At 70.9% G+C, this 18,766-nt stretch carries 15 protein-coding genes, 2 tRNA genes and 1 other RNA gene; 8 read left to right on the forward strand and 10 right to left on the reverse strand.

Annotated features, from left to right (window positions below):
- Window positions 1–3: 3 nt before the first annotated feature.
- The gene (locus IPH07_35255; GenBank protein ID MBK6922701.1) at window positions 4–285 is read right to left on the reverse strand and encodes a hypothetical protein; all 282 of its coding nucleotides are present in this window, start codon (window positions 283–285) and stop codon (window positions 4–6) included.
- A 43-nt stretch (window positions 286–328) separates the two neighbouring features.
- Window positions 329–739 carry a hypothetical protein gene (locus tag IPH07_35260; GenBank protein MBK6922702.1) on the reverse strand — a complete coding sequence of 137 codons (411 nt, stop codon included), beginning with the start codon at window positions 737–739 and terminating at the stop codon, window positions 329–331.
- 94 nt (window positions 740–833) lie between these two features.
- On the opposite strand from IPH07_35260, the gene IPH07_35265 reads away from it, so the two are divergent.
- Window positions 834–2,336, forward strand: a complete 1,503-nt coding sequence (locus IPH07_35265; protein ID MBK6922703.1) for a hypothetical protein — start codon at window positions 834–836, stop codon at window positions 2,334–2,336.
- A gap of 3 nt (window positions 2,337–2,339) precedes the next feature.
- On the opposite strand, the gene IPH07_35270 is transcribed toward IPH07_35265, so the two are convergent.
- Window positions 2,340–4,388, reverse strand: coding sequence for a thioredoxin domain-containing protein (locus tag IPH07_35270; GenBank protein ID MBK6922704.1), 2,049 nt, complete (start codon window positions 4,386–4,388; stop codon window positions 2,340–2,342).
- 184 nt (window positions 4,389–4,572) lie between these two features.
- Between IPH07_35270 and IPH07_35275 the strand changes: the two genes are divergently transcribed.
- The 3 genes from IPH07_35275 to ffs all read left to right on the forward strand — a co-directional run bounded on the left by IPH07_35275 (window position 4,573) and on the right by ffs (window position 5,006).
- Window positions 4,573–4,658 (forward strand) — tRNA-Ser (locus IPH07_35275).
- Between the two features lie 128 nt (window positions 4,659–4,786).
- Window positions 4,787–4,874: transfer RNA gene (locus IPH07_35280), tRNA-Ser, on the forward strand.
- Between the two features lie 44 nt (window positions 4,875–4,918).
- Window positions 4,919–5,006: signal recognition particle sRNA small type (gene ffs, locus IPH07_35285), an RNA gene on the forward strand.
- A 24-nt stretch (window positions 5,007–5,030) separates the two neighbouring features.
- Here the strand turns inward: ffs and IPH07_35290 are convergent.
- Entirely contained in the window at window positions 5,031–5,801 is a 771-nt protein-coding gene (locus IPH07_35290) for a hypothetical protein (protein ID MBK6922705.1), read from the reverse strand.
- Window positions 5,802–6,038: 237 nt separating this feature from the next.
- Between IPH07_35290 and IPH07_35295 the strand changes: the two genes are divergently transcribed.
- From IPH07_35295 to IPH07_35310, 4 genes are all read left to right on the forward strand, one after another.
- Window positions 6,039–7,583 carry a serine/threonine protein kinase gene (locus IPH07_35295; GenBank protein ID MBK6922706.1) on the forward strand — a complete coding sequence of 515 codons (1,545 nt, stop codon included), beginning with the start codon at window positions 6,039–6,041 and terminating at the stop codon, window positions 7,581–7,583.
- Window positions 7,580–8,410 (forward strand): hypothetical protein, encoded by an 831-nt coding sequence (locus IPH07_35300; protein MBK6922707.1) that lies wholly within the window; start codon window positions 7,580–7,582, stop codon window positions 8,408–8,410. Before IPH07_35295 ends, IPH07_35300 begins: the two co-directional genes overlap by 4 nt.
- A 59-nt stretch (window positions 8,411–8,469) precedes the next feature.
- Entirely contained in the window at window positions 8,470–8,862 is a 393-nt protein-coding gene (locus IPH07_35305) for a hypothetical protein (GenBank protein ID MBK6922708.1), read from the forward strand.
- A 149-nt stretch (window positions 8,863–9,011) separates the two neighbouring features.
- Window positions 9,012–9,617: a hypothetical protein gene (locus IPH07_35310; protein ID MBK6922709.1), complete on the forward strand. Its 606-nt coding sequence runs from the start codon at window positions 9,012–9,014 to the stop codon at window positions 9,615–9,617.
- Between the two features lie 16 nt (window positions 9,618–9,633).
- Here the strand turns inward: IPH07_35310 and IPH07_35315 are convergent, their stop codons facing one another.
- From IPH07_35315 to IPH07_35340, 6 genes are all read right to left on the reverse strand, one after another.
- Complete coding sequence (locus tag IPH07_35315) at window positions 9,634–12,312, reverse strand: cellulase family glycosylhydrolase (protein ID MBK6922710.1); 2,679 nt, start codon at window positions 12,310–12,312, stop codon at window positions 9,634–9,636.
- Between the two features lie 3 nt (window positions 12,313–12,315).
- On the reverse strand, window positions 12,316–13,749 hold the full coding sequence (locus IPH07_35320; protein MBK6922711.1) for a hypothetical protein: 1,434 nt from the start codon (window positions 13,747–13,749) through the stop codon (window positions 12,316–12,318).
- Window positions 13,750–13,790: 41 nt separating this feature from the next.
- Window positions 13,791–14,966 carry a hypothetical protein gene (locus IPH07_35325; GenBank protein MBK6922712.1) on the reverse strand — a complete coding sequence of 392 codons (1,176 nt, stop codon included), beginning with the start codon at window positions 14,964–14,966 and terminating at the stop codon, window positions 13,791–13,793.
- Between the two features lie 46 nt (window positions 14,967–15,012).
- Window positions 15,013–16,431, reverse strand: coding sequence for an MATE family efflux transporter (locus tag IPH07_35330; protein ID MBK6922713.1), 1,419 nt, complete (start codon window positions 16,429–16,431; stop codon window positions 15,013–15,015).
- Between the two features lie 185 nt (window positions 16,432–16,616).
- A complete protein-coding gene (locus tag IPH07_35335; GenBank protein ID MBK6922714.1) occupies window positions 16,617–17,489 on the reverse strand; it encodes a TlpA family protein disulfide reductase in 873 nt (290 codons plus the stop codon).
- 47 nt (window positions 17,490–17,536) lie between these two features.
- Window positions 17,537–18,763 (reverse strand): aspartate aminotransferase family protein, encoded by a 1,227-nt coding sequence (locus IPH07_35340; GenBank protein ID MBK6922715.1) that lies wholly within the window; start codon window positions 18,761–18,763, stop codon window positions 17,537–17,539.
- Between the last annotated feature and the right edge of the window lie 3 nt (window positions 18,764–18,766).

An 18,766-nucleotide genomic window follows, 5' to 3' on the forward strand; every position in this document is an offset into this window, starting at 1 on the left:
CGGTTAATAGCGCACTGGCGGCTTGGCGTGGGACTCGCGGGTGTTGCGTCGCTCGAGTCGCAGCTGCCACTCCTCGGCGGGCACCGGGATCACGTAGACGGTCGGCCACACGAAGCGGCGATCGGTCGAGCCCATGCGGCGGGCCCAGTACTCGACGTCCACGACCATATACGGCTCGTCGTCGATGACGACGATCTCGTGCACGCGGGGCACGAACTGCGAGCCCTCGGTGGTCTCGGTGCGGAACAGCAGCCGCCCTTCGCAGGCATACTCGACGTACGGCATCGCGGAAGAGCCCGAGCGTAGCACGGCCTCGGCGACGACCCGGCTAGAAGCAGATCCTGCGCGCGTCGCCGGCCGGGGTCTCGATCGCCTCGCAGGTCATGCCGGACGGGCATACGCCCTGGCTGCAGTCGAGCGCGCACGCGGTGGCGCCGTCGGGCAGGCCGATGTCGAGGCACGAGACCTCCGCGCCCGCGCCCGGTGCAGGCGCGCAGCCACTGGCGTCGTCGGGATCCACGCAGCTCGCCGAGCAGTAGCCGCCCTCGCGCGTGGGAAAGACACACAGCGGAAGCGGGGCGCACTCGTCGACGCTGGCGCACGCCGAGTACATCGCGCCCGGGCTGGTCGGCCGCTCGCCGGGATCGCCCTCGCTGCCACCACCGCCGTCGGACTCGACCTGCGGACCGCAGCCGAGCACCGTCACGATCGCGAGCCACGCGAGGTCTGCGACACGCATCTCGCCGACAGTACCGCAGCACGCCGACGGCCCGTGCAGGAACGCGCGACGCAGACGTTGCAACCCCCGCAGCGGCGGCTCGTCCCCCTTGCACATGCGTCTTGCCCGCGTCCTCTTGCTCGCGCTGCCCTGCGCCGTCGCGTTCGCGTGCGACCGCGAAGCGGCCCCGCCTGCCCCGTCGACTCCGACCCCACCACCGCCGCCCAAGGCGACCAGCAACGAGGACGCCGACGCGCGCCCGAGCGATGGCAAGGTCGCAGCCGCTGCTGGCAAGGCCGCCGACGGTGATGCCAAGGTCGCCGACGGCGATGCCAAGGCCGCTGGCGCCGAGGGCAAGGCCGCCGACGATGCGGTCGCAGCCGGTGATGCCAAGCCCGCCCCCACCGCGGGCTCGCTCGAGAACGCCGCGGTCTTCGTCGTGCGCGACAAGGGCTTCGTGGTGCTGAGCGACGCCGGCTTCGCGGCCGTGCCCGACAGCAATCGCTTCGTGAGCGCGCTCGAGCGCGGCGCCGACGGCAAGCTGTACACGCTCGGCTCGGGCGAGATCTCGCGCTTCGACGGCGCCGGCTTCGAGCGCATCGTCGAGCTCGCCTACGACACGGTCGGCAGCGTGCAGGCGTTCGAAGTCGACCGCGAGGGCCACCCGTGGGTGGCCGGCAGCGCCGGTGTCTCGCACCACGACGGCACCACGTGGACGACCGAGCCGCCCGCGACCTTCGGCAAGGCCGATCCGTTGATGATGGGCCTCGCCGTCGATGCCGACGATCGACCGTGGCTGGTGACCGCCGATCGCATCTTCCAAGGCGGCGCCGACGGCTGGAAGGAGGCGCCGTTGCCGAAGGGCTCGCGCTTCTTCCAGTCGGCGCTGCGCAGCCCTGCCGGCACGGTCTACTTCGGCAGCGACGCGACCGTCTACCGCACCACCGGGCCCGCCGCGGTCGCGAAGGCCAAGGTCGGCGGGGGCTCGTTCCCGATCCTCGGCGACCTCGCGTTCTCGAACGGTGGCATCGGCGCGATTCGTAGCGACATCGAGGCCGTCAGCGTGTTCGAGCCCGCGGCTGCGGTCGCGCGCTACCGCGGCGGCGTCGACTTCAAGCTGGGCTCGATCACCGAGGTCGCGGTCGACGATCGCCAGCGCGTGTGGGTGGTCGGCGACGCCGGCGTCGCCGTGGTCGGGCCCGACAAGCTGCGGCACGTGTGGCGCTCGGGCACCATCGAGGAGATCGCCGGACCGATCACCGCCGTGCTCGTGCAGGGCCGTGGCCCCGAGCTGCCCGACGCCGGCGCGATGCAGAAAGGTGGCCTGCGGGGCCGCGTGGTCGACGGCGAGAAGGGCGTCGCGGCGGTCGCCGTCGAGCTGTGCGAGAGCCCCAACCTGTTCTACTCGCGCACGCCGTGCACCGGTGCACCGACCCACCTGAAGGGCAAGACCGACGCCGACGGTGCGTTCACCTTCGAGGGCGTACCGCTGGGTGCCTACGGCTTCGCAGTGAAGATCGGTCGCAAGTGGCAGATCACCATGGGCTCGGTGGGCTCTGGGCACATGAAGCCCGGCGAGACCCACGACATCGGCGAGATCCAGATCGCGACCAAGTAGCCGTCAACCGATCGCCGCGAGCACGGCGTCGCGATCGCCGAGCATCGACGTGCAGGTCTGCTGCCGGCACACCACTGCACCCCGCCGCGGTGACGCCACGAAGGTCCACGACAGCGGCGTGGACCGCCCGCGACGGCGATCCTGCAGCGCGTCGCGCAGGGCCTGCACGTCGGCGTCGTCGTGGGAGGGTGCGAAGAGCTTCACGTGGACGGCGTCCGGCGCAGCCAGGCGCGCGGCCTGCAGTAGGCTCGCGTAGCCGAACGGCTGCTTGCTGGCGCCGCGGAAGCGATCGAGCGTGCGCTCGAGGATCTCGCGCGCCGCTGGGGGTGCGTGGTCGCTGGCGTCGAGCCGCAGCAGCAGCTCGATCGCGAGCGCAACCCCCGATGGCAGCGGTCCGTCGTGCTGACTCTCGCTGCGCTCGATGAGCGCCTCGCCGTCGTCGGGCGTGAAGTCGAAGCCGTCGCGCTGCGGCCGTACGAAGTGGTCGACCAGCTGCGCCGCGAGCTGCTCGGCCTGCGCCAGCCAACGCGGCGCCAGCGTGACCTCGTGCAGATCGAGGCATGCGCACGCCAGCGCCGCGACGTCGTCGAGCACACCGCGCAGCTGCACGCGGCCCTCGAAGCCCGAGCGCAGCACACGACCCTCGGCGTCGAGATGATCGCGACAAAGCGTCTCGACGCAGGCCCGTGCGAGCTCGACCCACGACGGCTGGGACAGCGCGGCGGCGGCTCGGATCAGCCCGCGGGCCAGCAACGCGTTCCACGAGGTCAGCACCTTCTCGTCGCGCAGCGGCGGCACGCGCGTGGCTCGGTGCGCCAGCAGACGCTCGCGCGCGGGCTGCAGCCGCGTCAGCAACGACGCGACCTCGGGCGCATCGTCGTCGACGCAGCGCGCCAGTGGCTTCATCAGGTGCAGGATGCTGCGGCCGTGCTCGAAGTTGCCGCCGGGTGCGACCCCGTAGACCTCGCAGAAGCGCCTCGCGAGCTCGGCGTCGCCGACCGCCTCGGCGACCTCGGCCGGGGTCCAGCAGAAGTACTTGCCCTCCTCGCCCTCGCTGTCGGCGTCGGTGGCCGCGAAGAAGGTGCCCGCGCTCGTGCGCATGTCGGCCACGAGATACGCGACGGTCTCGTGGGCGACGCGCGCGAGATGCTCGGCCTCGGGCCACTCGATCGCGGCCTCGGCGTACAGCGGCAGCAGCTGCGCGTTGTCGTAGAGCATCTTCTCGAAGTGCGGCACCAGCCACTCGCGGTCGGTGCTGTAGCGCGCGAAGCCGCCGCGCAGGTGATCGTAGATGCCGCCCTCGTACATGCGATCGAGCGTGAGCCGCAGCGCATTGCCGCAGGCGGTCGCGAGCTCGTCGCCCGCGGGGCCGCGGGCAATCGTCGCGAGGATCTCGAGCGCGGTCGGGTTGGGGAACTTGGGCGCGCGGCCGAAGCCGCCGTCGCGCGCATCGACGCGCTCGAGCAGCCGTCGCGCCGCCGCACGAGCGGCCTCGGGGTCGTCGAGTGCGGGTGCGTCGTCGGCCGCTGCTCGCTCGTCGTCGACGATGCCCGCAATCGCGGCCATGCCCTCGCGAAACGACGCGACCTGCGTGGCGACCTGCTCGCGCCGTGCGGTCCACAGATCGTGGATCGCGTCGAGCACCTGCGCGAAGCTGGGTCGGCCATGGCGCGGCGCTGGCGGGAAGTAGGTGCCACCGTAGATCGGCTCACCCGCCGGCGTCAGGAACACCGTGAGTGGCCAGCCGCCGCCCTGCGACAGCAGCTGCACGACCTTCTGATAGATCGCGTCGAGGTCGGGTCGCTCCTCGCGGTCGACCTTGATGTTCACGAAGCGCTGGTTCATCACCGCGGCGATCGCAGGATCCTCGAAGGACTCGTGGGCCATCACGTGGCACCAGTGGCACGCGCTGTAGCCGACCGACAGCAGGACTGGCCGATCCTGCGCGCGCGCCAACGCGAGGGCCTCGTCGCACCACGGCCACCAGTCCACCGGGTTGTCTTGGTGCTGGCGCAGGTAGGGGCTCGAGGAGCTCGCGAGGCGATTGGGCATCGTGACGGCGGCGATGCTACGCCGCTGTGGCGGTGCTCGCCCCGCCTCGAGGGCCTCGCCGAAGGCGCCAGCACCGGGCCCGCGCCCCGCTCTGCAAGGGCGGCAGTCTGCCCGCCCGGCGCCCCGCGACGCCCCCCTTGTGCGGAGCCACGATCCTGCTACAGTCCGCGCCCCAACGACCAAGGGAGAGGTGTCCGAGTGGTTGAAGGTGCCAGACTCGAAATCTGGTGAGGTTAATAGCCTCCGGGGGTTCGAATCCCTCCCTCTCCGCCCACTCGAGGGTCGACAATCGGGTCGACCCTCGTCTCCGATCACTCCGACCGCCCGTCTCGACGGGCACTGCCAACGCCCCGCTCCCCCACGCCACGACGCAGGTCTTCGCGTTCGCCGATCCGCATGGAGAGGTGTCCGAGTGGCCGAAGGTACATGACTGGAAATCATGTGTGGCGCAAAACGCCACCGCGGGTTCGAATCCCGCCCTCTCCGCCCACACGCTTCGGCAACGAGAAAATTTCCCCGTCGCGGGGCCTCATGCCCCGGGCGACGGTTCCCTCGCCAACTCCGCCAGGACCGGAAGGTAGCAACGGTAACGGGGGGCCGGGTGCCCGGGGCACTTTATTGTCGTCGCGACGATGCGACGCTTCACAGGCACGCGCCGAGCCCGGTGCAGTTGCCCGAGCAGCACTCGTCGTCGTTGCTGCAGCCGTGGAGCGCGTTGAAGCACGCGATGCAGTTCGTGGTGTTGAACATGCAGCCGTCGCACTGTAGCTGACCGCTCGAGAAGGCCGGCTGGCTCGCACAGGTTGCACCGCCGAGGTTCGGCCCGTCGCAGACCTCGTTGCCCTCGATCGTGCCGTTGCCGCAGGTCGGCTGCAGCGAGCAGTCGCCGAGCACGTAGTTGCAGGTCTCGTCGCAGCCGAGGTCACCGGAGCCCAACATGATCGACGAGCACGTCGCGCCGCCGAAGTCGGTGCCGTCGCAGTGCTCGCCGGGCTGCAGCATGCCGTCGCCACACACCGGCGTCGCGCCGGTCGAGCTGTCGCTGCCGTCGTCGCTGCTGCTCGCGGCGGTGCCGGTGGTGGTGCCGGGCGCGGAGGTCGAAGTGGTCGGGTCGCTGCCGCCGCTGCTGCTGGCCGAAGTCGACACCGCGGTGGTGTCGACCTGCCCACCATCGGCGACCGCACGGCAGGCGGGTTCGATCGGTCCGACCACGCAGCCGTCGTGGTCCGCCGTGCACACGCTGCAGCTCGTCGGTCCCCGATCGCCGTAGCGCTGCAGGCAGCTGGCCTCGGGGTCGGCTTGGTTGCCGCAGTGGCTCGCGTTCGCGCGCTCGCACGCGGGCAGCATCGTGAGCAGCGCGCCGAGCCACGCACCCGAGCTCAGCCCACCCATCGCGCGACACGAGCGATCCACGTGGACGCAGCTTAACACCCTCGCGTGTCGCACCGACGTTCGAATCGAGGCGCCGCGTCCGCGCTCGCACCGCGTTCGTGTCGGCTCGATCACGATGATGGACGGGCGAGGTCGATCATGTCCGGGGATCCCTGAGGCGTGATGCCCCGCGCGCCGTGCCGATGCTTCGATGCTCTCGCGCCACGGAGTTTCACCACGGGCTGCTAGACTTCGAAGCCACCGCGGCAGCGCAAACCCGTGCAGTCCAGCGTCCCCCACGATCACGATGCCCTGCTCGATGTCGGTGCGGTGGTCGACGCGCGCTACCGCATCGAGCGACTGCTCGGTGAAGGCGGGATGGGTGCGGTGTACCGGGCCGTGCACGTCGGGCTCGGCCGCACCGTCGCACTCAAGGTGTTGAAGCCCGAGTGGCTCGGCTTCGGCGAGGTCGTGCGGCGCTTCCGACAGGAGGCCCGCGCGGCCAGTGCGATCGGCCACCCGAACATCATCGAGCTGCTCGACACCGGCAGCCTCGCCGATGGCCGCCCCTACATCGCGATGGAGTACCTCGACGGGCGCACGCTCTACGACGAGCTCGTGCACAACGGCGCGATGTCGACGCCCCGCGCCTGTCGCATCGGTGCCGCGATCGCCCACGCGCTGGCGGCCACCCACGCGATCGGCATCGTGCACCGCGATCTCAAGGCCGAGAACGTGATCCTCGTACCGGGCAACGACGGCGAGATCGTCAAGGTGCTCGACTTCGGCGTCTCCGCAGATCTCGGCGACGCCGGACCTCGCATGACGCGGCCGGGCCTCGCGGTCGGCACGCCGATCTACATGGCGCCCGAGCAGGCGCTCGCGGCCCCGCCGACCCCCGGCTTCGACATCTACGCGCTCGGCGTGGTGCTGTTCGAGATGTTGTCGGGCCAGCCACCGATCGACGGCACCACCGCGGTGGAGATCCTGCAACGCAAGGCCACGGCGGCGCCCTCACTCGCGACGCTCTGCCCCGACCTGCCGACCGCGTTGATCGAGCTGGTGGATCGCTGCCTCGCGATCGCACCCGAGCAGCGGCCGAGCGATGCCGCCGAGATCGCCCGCGTGCTCGAGCGCGTGAACGCCGAGCCGACGCTCCCGCTGGGTGTGCCGGCACCCGCGGTCGCACGCAGGCGCGTCGGCGCGTGGATCGTGGGTGGCGGCGTGGTCGCGGGCGTGCTCGCAGCCGCGCTCGCGTGGTCGCTGCGGCCGCCGGCAGATCCGACACCGACCGCGCCGCCCGTGCTGACGCCGGCCGCCGACGCCCCGCCCGCACCGCGCCCGCAAGCGACGCCTCCGCTCGCACCGCCGGCGGAGCTCGACACACCGAAGCCGGTCGAGACACCCACGCCGATCGAGCCGACGCCCGCGGTCGTGGACGATGCCGCGCCGGCGAGCACGCGTGACACCAAGCCGAAGCCGCGCACGACCGAGCGCCCGACGACGGCGACCGCACCGACACCAACACCGGCGAGCACGCCCGCCGAGGCGCCCGCGCACGCCTCGACCGCCTGCGAGCGGGAGCGTCGCGAGGCCGAGGACGCGCGACTGGCCGCGGACTGGCGCGGCATGTTGCGACACACCGAACGCGCCGAGTGCTGGTCGTCCAAGTCGGCGCGCCAGAAGCTGCGCGTGAAGGCCAGCCTCGAGCTCGGTCGCTACGGCGACTGCATCGCGTTCGGCCGCGAGCTCACCGATCCCACCGCGATGTCATGGGTCCGCCAATGCGAGCTACGCAACAGCCGAGAGCAACCCTCCCCGTGATCGCCAGCGTGCTCGCCATCGCGATCGTCGGCGCCGCCCAGCCGCTGGCGCATGCATCGAGGGCCGCGGCGCCTTCGAAGCCCGCGGCGGCCGAGCGCGCCGCGGCCGAGCCCAGCGACCGCACCGATGCCCCGACGTGGGCCAATGTCGCGGTCGACACCTCGGGGGTCGGCGAGGCCGGCCCCGCGGTGCGTCGCCGCGTGCAGGAGCGCGCGGATGTCGTGCTGCGCAACGCCGGCGTGTTGCCGGGGCGCGGACCCGACGACCCCACCATCCGCGTGATCATCCGCGAAGTGCAGGGCGAGCGACCGGGGTGGTCGTACCGCGTGTTCACCGACGCAGGTCAGGGTGACGCCACCGCGGAGGACAGCTGCGACCTGTGCACCGAGACCGAGCTCGTCGATGCGATCGAGGGCCGCGTGGCGATCATCGCCGCGGCCCTGCGATCCGCCGCCGAGCGGGCCGCAGCCGCGGGTGCGCCGGTGTCCACGCAGCCGCCCCCGCCCCGCATCGCAGACCCCCAGGGCGAGCAGCCCCAGCCCCACGGTCGCGTCGGGCCCACCGGCAAGGCCGGCTTCGGCCCCACCGGCAAGGTCGGCTTCGGGTTGATCGGGGTCGGCGTTGGCGGCATCGTGGCCGGGGCCGTGCTCGCAGCCCTCCCTGCCCACCCCAAGCCGGGTGAGCCGCTGCGGGAGATCTATACCCAGCCCCCGGGCTATGCGCTGCTCGCCGCGGGCGGCACGGCGCTGGTGATCGGGACCGCGCTGGTGCTCGCCGATCGCTACGGTCGCAAGCGTCGTGGCCGCGCGGTTGCGCGACGCCCGTAGCGACATGGAACTCGCGGTGCTGATAGGCTGAAGTCCCCGAGAGGAGAGCCCAAGCACGCATGCCCACGTGGAACGAGCTGCAAGACTACGCCCGATCGAAGTACGTCCTCGACGACGACGAAGAATCGTTCTTCTCGCTCGTGTTCCGCATGGATAGCGGACGCACGCAGAAGATCCGCATCCGCCACTTCCAGGCCTTCGACGAGAGCTGGATCGAGTTCCGTAGCGTGGTGTGCAAGGGCGCCGAGATGCCGGCGAAGATCGCCCTACGCAAGAACAACGAGTTCGCCATCGGTGCGCTCGCGCTCGACTCCGACGACGACTACGTGATGCTGCACAACGCGCCGCTGTCGACGATGGACCCGGCCGAGTTCGACCGCCCGCTGCACGTGATCGCGGGTACCGCCGATCGACTCGAGAAGGACTACTCCGAGGGCAACGACGACTGGTAGTGACGGCCCACCGGGGGTCCGCGGGTGCGGGCCTCCTCGGCCGCCAGAGGCCGCCTGCGCGCGCGAATTCGCGGCCGGGCGGCCTTTTTTGCATTCTGCGTCCGCGCCGGAGAACCGCCGACGCGCTGGGGCGTCTGCAGGAGACACCGATGGCCGTGCATCAAGACCAGGTCCCGATCCAGCGCCCCTGCCCGGTCGATCTGCCCGAGAGCTTCCGCGCCGGCGCCCGCGAGCGACACTGCGACCACTGCAACAAGCGCGTGCACCTGCTGTCGAGCCTGACCGAGCGCGAGGCGCAGGCCTTCCTCGCCGCGGCCGCTGATCAGGACGTCTGCGTGACGTACCTGGTCGGCGCCGACGGTCGGATCGCGTTCCAGCCCGAGCCCACGATCGTGCCGGTGTCGTCGCTCTCGCGTCGCCGTGCGAGCGCCGTCGCGGTGGCGTCGCTGGGCGTGGCACTCGCCGCGTGTGCCCCCCACGAGCGCCCGCGCATCGACGACGTCGAGCCCGCGCTCACCCAGAGCGTCGGCCCGAGGATCCCCGACGCAGCCGAGCCGACGACCGACGAGCCCTGCGCCGGTGAGAAGCCGACCGTCGTGCCCGAGCACACCATGATGGCGGGCGGCTTGATTGCCGAGCCGCCGCCGGTTCCCGAGCCGCCGCCCCCGGACCTGCGACCGCGGATGTTTGCGGGCGCGCCGCGGATCGTGCCGCCACCACAGACCAAGCGCGGCGCGATGAAGCGCATCGACTGAGGCGCCCGCCCGCCCTTCACGGCGCGCTGATCGACCAGAAGTGCGCGGCCTCGTCGCCCTGCAGCACGATGGTGTGCACACCTTCGCGGGCGTGCGACTCGATCGCGGGTCGCTTGGCACCCGCGCGGCCGAGCGCCTGCACCCGCAGCACCGGATGGGACGAACGCAGGGTGATGGTGCCCTCGATGGGTTCGCTGCGCAGCGGCAGCGTGCTGCCGGGGCCGGGCAACACCTGCGCGACACTCGACAGCAGCAGGCGGTGCGCGTCGACGATCGGTGCGCCATCGAGGCTGCTGACGGCGACGGCGACCTTGGGCGTCGTCATCGCGATCGTCACCGCCCCGAGTGCGATCGTGCGCCCGCCGAGCCAACCGGTCGCGAGCTGCGTGCGCGGCGTGTCGATCACGTGGGTGCCCGCGACCCAGTCACGCGTCATCTCGCCGGTGTCGGCGACGACCTGCGTCGCGGCCGGCGACAGGTGATCGCGATCGACGTCGTCGAGCTCGATGGCCCCCGGCGGACTCGCAGCGTCGGTGTGCAGCCACGGTAGCTCGGGCGTGGCCGGCAGCCGCACGCGCACCTGGCTGTGCTCGACCAGGGTGCGCAGCGTGGCCGCGTTGCCGGCGTGCACGGGCCGACCGAACGCCGCCTCGCGATCGAGTGCGAGCACGTAGCGATCCTTCGCGGGTTGCATGTCGCCGCGACGGTACAGCAGCGCCGCGGCGGGCATCATCGCCATGACCCCCGCGTCGTACCAGCTGCACCAGATGTCGGGGTTCACCGGCGGCTCGATGGGGCTCTGCACGTACGCGTAGAGCATCATCGCGTCCCACTGCTGCAGCGCCGCGATGCCGGCGACGAGCGGCGGTCCGATGAAGCGATCACGCGCGGGCGCGGGCACGTTCCACTCGGTGACCGAGATCGGCTTGCCGAGCACCGCACCCATCGCCATGTGGTGGACGAAGTGCGACTCCACGTGGGGGTTGGTCGACAGCGTCTCGGGCGCGCCGTAGCTGTGCACGTCGACGAGATCGCCGGTGGTCAGTGACGGCAGGCTGTAGAAGCTCTCGTCGCCCCACAGCTGGGTGGTCGCGATCGGGCCGCGGTAGCCCATGCCGCGCAGCTGGGTGATCGAAGCGCCGAAGAACTCCGCCTCGATGTCCGCGAGCGCGAGCTTGGTGTTGCCACCCCGCCACGGCTCGACCGGCCGCGGGATGTCGAGCTTGGTGCGTGCGGCGAAGCGCTCGACCGCCGCCTCGAACATGCGGTGGTGCTCGGGTCGACCGGCGCCCGCCGTCATGAAGTGGCCAAAGTGATGCGAGATGTCGTTCTCGTTGGTGACCAGCACCGCGAGCACGCCGGGATCATCGAGGTAGCGGCGCTTGGTGTAGCGGTTGGTGCGGTCGAGGTACTGCCGCGCGAAGCTCTGCATCGCGTCGGCGACCTGCGGGTTCACGTAGTTGAAGCCCTGCGGCTTGCCGCCCTCGAGCTCGCGGAAGGCATCGATGCCATCACCGGGCTGGAACACGCGACCGACGTGCAGATCGAGCCACACGTAGATGCCTTCGGCCTGTAGCGCCGCGACCCAGCGATCGATGCGCTCGAGCGCGGCGTCGTCGAGCGTGCGGGTGCTGCGACCGCGGGGCCCGAACACGTTGGGCTCGACCCACGCGGAGTCGTGGTGGTGGATCCGCACCAGGTTGAAGCCGAACGCCGCCAGCCGCTTGGCCTGCCGCTCGATGTCGGCGTCCTGCGCGACGAACAGCGCGTAGGCGGCGACGTTGGTGCCCCAGAAGCGCTTGCGCACGCCCGCGCGCACGAAGCCGCCGTCGACCGCATCGATCTCGACCGGGCCGTGGACCCCCGCCGGCACGTCGTCGGCGTTGAGGAACGAGAGATCGACCGGCACGTCGTCGTAGGGCAGCGTGTCGGCGTGCCAGCGCGCGGGGTCCATCTCGGCGTAGCGCGCAGTCGCGGACGCGCGCCATCGGCCGTCGTCGGGCAGCACGATCCGCATCGTCAGGGTCTCGTCGCCCGCGGGCAAGCTGCCGGCATACAGGCCGAACTGCATCGCCGACGCGGTGGTGTCGTACTGCAGGAACGCGGGCGCACGATCGAGCTCGAAGCGGAGCTCGCCGCGACCACTGTCCCAGCGGAACCCGCGTTGCTCGGCCAGCGCCTCGGGCGTACCCGAGGCGGCACCGAGCGTGCGCGGGTCGGCGCGCAGATCGAGCTGAAGACCGCCGCCGGAGACCCCAGGCACCTCGCGCTCGGCGTGACTGCGCAGCTCGATGAGCGCGCCATTGCCCCCCGGCAGCGGCTGCGCGTGCACCTCGATCCGCAGGCCCAACGGCGCCGCCTCGACGGCGAAGTCGACCGCACCCTCGCGCACCCGCACGTCCTTCAGCTCGGGATCGTACGAGGCTCCGTTCGCGCCGCCGAAGCGAAAGCGCGAGACCAACACGTCGGCGTGATTGAAGCGCACGCGGACGTGACCGGCGTCGTCGAGCTCGACGGTCCAGCTGGCGTCCGCGACGACGACGTCGCCGTGGCGCTCGGTGTCACCGCCATCGTCGTCGGCCGCTCGCTCGCCGCCGCCGCTGCCGCCCTCGCCGCAGCGTCCGGCGCACTGCGAGCTGCAGGCGAGCACCGGCAGCAAGAGCGCGGCCAACCATCGCAGGCGCGAGCGCGTCATGCCTCAGTAGGGCCGATCGGAGCCGAAGATGCGCAGCTCCAGCTCGTCGGCCGCGCGCGCGACCTGGTAGGCCAGCGCCGCGATGTCGGTGTCGGTCGCGTGGGCCTGCGGCAGGAAGCCCTGCACCACGATGTCGGGCATGTCGTTCTTGCCGCGCACGAGCGCGACGCGAGCGAAGCCCGGCACGCCGATCGGCAGCAGCAATACCTCGGGCTCGACCAGTCGACTCAGCTCGCCGACCTCGGCCTCGACCCCCACCAGCGGGCGACCCTCGATGAACTCGTGGGTCGCGAGGCGCACGAACAGCCGCACCACGTGTCGGCGACCGCCGGCGAGCGGCAGCCGGATCTCGACGAAGTTCTCCTGCTCGCGCCACACGCCGCTCAGCAGGTCCGAGATGTTCTGCACCCGCGGCAGCATCTCGTCCTTGCGCGCGCCCTCGACCGCGGGCGGCTGCTGACCCTGCTCCGGTAGCGGTGGGATCGGCGTGTCGGCCAGCACGTAGCGCGCGACGAGATCGTCGAAGTCGGTGTCGGTGTCCTCGTGGGTCTGCAGGAACTCCACCGCGCGATCGATCGTCACCGGTCGCCCCCAGCCGACCACCAGCGGATGCCCACCGAGGGCGCCGCGCCAGGTGCGGGCGAACGAGCCGGTGTAGCAGGCACCGAACACCATCAGCCGCAGGCCCGGCGAGACCTTCGCCGTCTCGACATCGCCGGGCGCGACCAACGAACCATCGCAACACTCGACGCGACCGTCGTCGTGGCCGTGCGCGCTCCAGTAGATGCCCGCCGGCACCAGCCCCTCGACGCCCTCACCCTGGCCGTACAGCGCGTCGAGGAAGTCCTGCTTGCCGCCCTGCGGATCGAGCACGACCGTGAAGCCGTGCTTGCGCAGCAGCTCGATGTCATCCTGGATCTGCTCGGTCTCGCGACGCACCATCATCTGATCGGTGTCCCGCGCGACCCGCAGGCCGAAGATGAAGAGGAACGACTTGCCGTCGCCGATGCCGGAGGCGAGCGGTGGCAACGTCTCACGCACCGACGGATCATCGCCGCGGCCGCGGCTGCCCCAGTGCTTGGGCTGACTGTCGCCCCACGCACTCGGCGCGGACGCAGGCGCCTCGGAGGGGCTCGGGGTGAGCGCGGCGCCCTCGACCACGGTGAGCGTGGGCGGTGTCGCGTCGGCGGACGGTGCGTCGGCGGACGGTGCGTCGGCGGACGGTGCGTCGGCGGATGGTGCGTCGGCCGGCGCAGGCGTCGACGTGCTCTCGGGTGACGCCACGGCGGCCGCTCCCGCCGACTTCGCGCGGGCCTGGGCCTTCAGCTCGCGTCGCCGCGTGTTGTACTCGAGCGTGGTGATGTTGCCGGCCTTGTGCTCTTCCCAGATCTGATCGAGCGCGGCTTGCAGCTGCGTGTCGTCGTCGTCATCAGCCATGAGGGGCTCCGTGCGATGCAGTCGAAGGTGGGGGTGCGCGCCTACTTCGACGGCGCCGGGCCGGCCGGGCGGTCGGTCTGGAACTGCTTGCCGAAGTAGTAGTTCAAGCTGCCGCCGAAATAGAAGCCCGTGTTCCAGCCGCCGGTCAAGGTGATCCCGAAGACATCCTTGATGATCAAGCGTGCCGAGAGCGCGAGGTTCACGATCGGGATCACCGGCGGCAGGTCGTGGTTCTTCTTGCGGTAGCCGAACTTCTCGAGGTCCTGGACGTTGCAGTGGTCCGCGCCGCAGTTCGCATACCCCTGGGGATTGGGTCGCGAGAGGTTGTTGGGATCGAAGTTCGGATCCGCGTTGGTCTCGCTGGGGTCGTAGCGCGGGGTGCAGCGGTTGAAATCCGCGAGGTCCTTGGTGGTCTGGCACGAGTTTGCGGTCTCGGTGCCGTTCTTGAAGCCGCCCGGTGCGGCTCCGAGCGCGGTCTGCCACACGCCACCGAACACGACACCGAGCCCGAGTCCGCCGCCGCCACCGATGCCGAACTCGACGTCGTCGCGCACGACGATCGGCGCGCGCGCGATGAAGTCGGCCTCGATCACGAGCATGTCGAGCTTCACCTCGGTGTAGTCGGCGCCGCCGTTGCCTCCGGCGAGCGCAGCCTGGCCCTTGTCGAGCCACAACGCGTCCGGCGTATGCAGCCGCTGATACCCGGCGACGCCGACGATGTCGAGGATCCGCGACTGCCGGTAGACATACTCGAGCGCCGTGTAGAAGTTGCAGCCCTTGGTCTTGAGCAGGCCACGCTCGGCCGCGAAGTTGCCGATGCTCTCGCCGCGACACAGCGAATTGGCGTGGCTGTCGAGGTAGCGCGCGAGGATCCACGTCGGCACCACGGTGATGCCACCGCGCACGCCGATGCCGTGGCGGTTGAACTGCGCGGTGCGGGCCCGACCACGCTCCTCGTGCAGGGTCACCGGATGGTCGCCGTCGTCGGTGGGGTCTGCGGGCGGCGTGACCTCGGATGTGGGCTCGGGCGGCGGCGGCTCGGCAACCGTCGGGGTGCCCGATTCCGGCGCCTTCGACGAGGTGGCCTCGAACGGCGGCGGTTCCTCGGCGGCGGGTTCGCCCTCGGGCGCCACCATCGGATAGCCCGGCGGGTCCATCGGATGGGCCGCCGCGTCGACGGGGGCCAACACGGCCATCGTCACGGACAAGGCAAGCAAGGGCCGTAGCATCATCGCCCGATCATAGGCATGGATGCCTACGGGGCTACAACCGGATTGTGCGCCACGACTTGCCGTAGAACTTCGTCGCCATCACCAATCCGAGCAGGTTGGTGTACACGGCCGCCGCCACCCACACGCCCTCGAGGCCGTAACCGAGATGCGGTCCGAGCAACCATGACAAGGGCACCAGACAGCCGAAGTGGAGGCCGAACTCGACCATTGCGACGAAGTTGTTCGCGCCTGCGCCGTACAGTGCCTGCGCGAGCACGAGCCCGGTGACCATCATCGGTAGACCCGCCACCACCAGCCGCAGCGACGGCGCCGCGGCGATGCGCACCGCGGGGTCGTTGGGCGCGAGCAGCCCGATGATCTGTTCAGGGATGGCCAGGAACAACACGCCGACCACGCTCATCGCGTAGATCCCCACGCGCACGGATTCCCACCCGTAGCGGGCCGCGAGGTTGGGCTTACCCGCGCCCAGGCTCTGGCTCACCGCGGTCGCGGTCGCGGTTCCGAACGCGATCGCCGGCATGAAGCACAGCGCGGCGGTGTCCATGATCGCCTTGGTCGCGGCCGTCATGGTGTTGGTGCCGTCGTCGCGCGCCGCATCGATGTCGCCGACGAACTTCATGAACAGCGCGAAGCCGGCCATGAGGATCACCGTCGCGCTGCCCGAGGGCACCATCAGCTTGACGATGCGACCCATGATGAGAGGGTCGATCTTGGCGCGCAGCACCCGGTAGTTCGCTCGGATGTCGCGCCGAAGCGTCGAGCCGATCATGATCAGCATGCCCATGTACGTGCTGATCGCCGAGGCGATCGCAGCGCCCGAGAGCTCGAGTCGTGGGATGCCGAGCGTCTCGTTGCCGTAGATCAGCAGGTAGTTCATGCCGATGTTGGCGAAGTTCATCACCAGCGCGGCGTACAGGTGTACCCACGTGCGACCGAGGCCGTCGTAGAAGGCCTTGAACGCGAACGTGATGACCATGCCGGGCACGCCCATCATGCGGATCTGCGTGTACGCGACCCCGATCCTGCGCTGCTCCTCGCTGGCACTCGCGAGGAAGTCGATGCCCGCGGGCGTGATGTAGTAGCCGAAGATGCCGCCGAACAGACCCAACGCGACCGACAGCAGCGCGGCGTTGTAGAGCGCCTCGCCGGCCTTGGGCAGATCGCCCTCGGCGTAGCGCCGCGCGACCATGGCCTGCGCACCGACGCCGAGCGCCGCGAAGAAGCCACCGACGGCCCAGAACAGCGGCATACCGAGGCCCAACGCCGCCTGCGACGCGGTCGCGGTGGCACCATCGAGGTAGCCGACCATGAGCGTGTCGAAGTAGTTCACGAAGAACTGGGTGATCATCGCCAGCATCACCCACGAGCCGATGCGGAACACCCGTCGCACCAGCGGCATCTCCAGCGCCAGCTTGAACACGCGGGGCGGCGCGTCATCGAGATCGGTCAATGCGTGCGCCAAACGGTTGCCTCGGTGCCGGACTGGCTGTACCCCAGTGAACGCAAGGGAACAAGGCGCCTGGCGTCAATTCACGTCACTTCCACACGGCCGCGGTTGGGCCGTACGACGACGCCACGATGCGCTCGTCGTCGCATGCGACGACGCGCGAGCGCCCGCGCCGCGCCGGGCAAAGCTCACTTCGCGGCGCGCGCTTCGAGCTGCTTGCGGAGGTCGGCCTCGAGCTTGCCGAGACACTCGGGGCGATAGCCGCGGTAGGAGGCCCGGATCACGCCCTTGTCGTCGACCACGAACGAGAACGGGAACTTGGGGCTGCCGTACTCGCCGGCGTAGTCCTCGGCGCCGATCAGCACCTTGGCCGCGAGCTTGCGCTTGTCGATGAACTCCTTCACCGGCGCAGGATCTTCGTCGGTCGCGATCGCGACCAGCGACAGGCCGTACTTGCGATAGCGCCGGTAGAGCTGGTCGAACTCGGGCAGCTCCTTCAGGCAGGGCTTGCACCACGTGCCCCAGAAGTTCACCAACACCACGCGACCGCGGAAGCTCTTGTTCGAAGACTTCTTGCCGTCGACGCCCGCGAGCTCGAAGGACTTGAGCTTGGTGCCGAGGCCCTCGTCCTTGCCGCACGAGCTGTCGATCTTCGTGTGCAGTGCCTTGGGCAGCTCGAGCGCGACCGGCTCGCTCGGGGCCGCGCCGCCATCCGCCGCGCCGCCATCCGCCGCGCCGCCATCCGCCGCGCCGCCATCCGCCGCGCCGCCATCCGCCGCTGCGGTGCCACCCTCCGTCGCCGGTGCGGCGCCACCGTCGGCGTCGGCGACCGCACCGCCGCTCGGATCCGCCGGGGTCGATGCGCCGTCAGCTTCGGCCTCACCACCGCTGGCCGGCGGATCGTGGGCCGCCAGCACGCCGTCGGGCTCGCCGCCGCCGTCGTCCCAGGTCGGCACCGCCCCTGCGCCGGTGGTGCCGGGCTTCGGACACGCCGCCGACAGCAGCGATGCGGGGAGGATCGACCAACGCAGCCACGACGACAGGCGAACGCGAGAGCTCATGCCGGCGGGTAGCGTAGCAGGCAACCCGTCGCGCGTGGGGCCGCGGCCTACGCCAGCGCGCGGCGCAAGGTCGACCAGATCTGGCGCAACTCGTTCGCGCCGGCGTGGTACGGCAACAGCAGTCGCACGGTGTGGCCGCTGCACACGGTGACGAGCACGCCGAGCCGCTGCATGGCGTCGCCCAGGGGAGCCGCGGGCTGTCCGTCGCCGGTGATCTCGATGCCGATCATCGCGCCGCTGCCACGGACATCCTTCACGCGCGGCTCGGGATCCTCGGCCGCGATCGCCTGCAGAGCCGGCAGCTGCGCCGCCGCCAGCGGCAGCAGGCCGTCTTCGTCCATGATGCGCAGCGTCGCGACCGCGGCCGCGCATGCCAGCGGGTTGCCGCCGAAGGTCGAGCCGTGGCTGCCCTTGATCATGTGCTCGGCGTGGGCACCGGTGGTCACACACGCGGCGACCGGGAAGCCACCCCCGACCGCCTTCGCGAGCCACACGATGTCGGGCTGCAACGACGGGTCGTCACCGACCAACGTGTCCCATGCGAGGAACTTGCCGGTGCGACCGCTGCCGGCCTGGATCTCGTCGTCGCCCAGCAGCGCGCCGTGGCGCGAGCACAGCTCGCGCAGGCCGACCAGGAACTCGCGACTCGCGGGGTAGATGCCGGCCTCGCCCTGGATCGGCTCGACCGCGACCATCGCGATGCGCGGACCGTACTGCTCGAACAGCGCGGCGACACTGTCGAGCTCACCGAAGCGAGCCCGCACGACGTTCATGGTCGCGAACGCGGTGCGGTCTTCGCCGATGCACGCGACGTAGGGCTGCCGGTACGCCGCATTCGCCGTCATCGCCAGCGCGCCGAGGGTGCGCCCGTGGAAGGCGCGCTCGAACACCATGACGATGTCGCGGCCGGTTGCTCGCATCGCGAGCTTGAGCGCGGCCTCGGTGACCTCGGTGCCGGTGTTGGCGATGAAGGTGCGGGCGTCCTTCAGCTTGACGCGGGCCGCGAGCTCGCCGGCGAGTTGCTGCTGTGGCGCGGTGAAGAACGTGCCCGCGGCGCCGACGAGCTTGCGCATCTGCTGCTCGATCGCCGCGATCCAGTTGGGGTGGGCGTGGCCGAGCGGCAGACAGCCGATGCCGTTGACCGCGTCGAGATAGACGTTGCCCTCGGTGTCGCGCACCCGCAGCGAGCCGCGACCAGGCGCGACGTCGTCGAACACCGCGGACTCGAGCATCAGGTTGCGCGGCGCGTAGGTCGGCCACCGGAGATCGTGCATGCC

Source organism: Deltaproteobacteria bacterium (assembly GCA_016709225.1).
Lineage (GTDB): Bacteria > Myxococcota_A > Polyangia > Nannocystales > Nannocystaceae > Xiheibacterium > Xiheibacterium phototrophicum.

Coding starts and splice junctions, on each gene's coding strand:
- IPH07_35320 (MBK6922711.1), bottom strand. CDS start 13,749: ATGGCTGATGACGACGACGACACGCAGCTGCAAGCCGCGCTCGATCAG.
- IPH07_35340 (MBK6922715.1), bottom strand. CDS start 18,763: ATGCACGATCTCCGGTGGCCGACCTACGCGCCGCGCAACCTGATGCTC.
- IPH07_35305 (MBK6922708.1), top strand. CDS start 8,470: ATGCCCACGTGGAACGAGCTGCAAGACTACGCCCGATCGAAGTACGTC.
- IPH07_35310 (MBK6922709.1), top strand. CDS start 9,012: ATGGCCGTGCATCAAGACCAGGTCCCGATCCAGCGCCCCTGCCCGGTC.
- IPH07_35335 (MBK6922714.1), bottom strand. CDS start 17,489: ATGAGCTCTCGCGTTCGCCTGTCGTCGTGGCTGCGTTGGTCGATCCTC.
- IPH07_35255 (MBK6922701.1), bottom strand. CDS start 285: ATGCCGTACGTCGAGTATGCCTGCGAAGGGCGGCTGCTGTTCCGCACC.
- IPH07_35315 (MBK6922710.1), bottom strand. CDS start 12,312: ATGACGCGCTCGCGCCTGCGATGGTTGGCCGCGCTCTTGCTGCCGGTG.
- IPH07_35265 (MBK6922703.1), top strand. CDS start 834: ATGCGTCTTGCCCGCGTCCTCTTGCTCGCGCTGCCCTGCGCCGTCGCG.
- IPH07_35260 (MBK6922702.1), bottom strand. CDS start 739: ATGCGTGTCGCAGACCTCGCGTGGCTCGCGATCGTGACGGTGCTCGGC.
- IPH07_35270 (MBK6922704.1), bottom strand. CDS start 4,388: ATGCCCAATCGCCTCGCGAGCTCCTCGAGCCCCTACCTGCGCCAGCAC.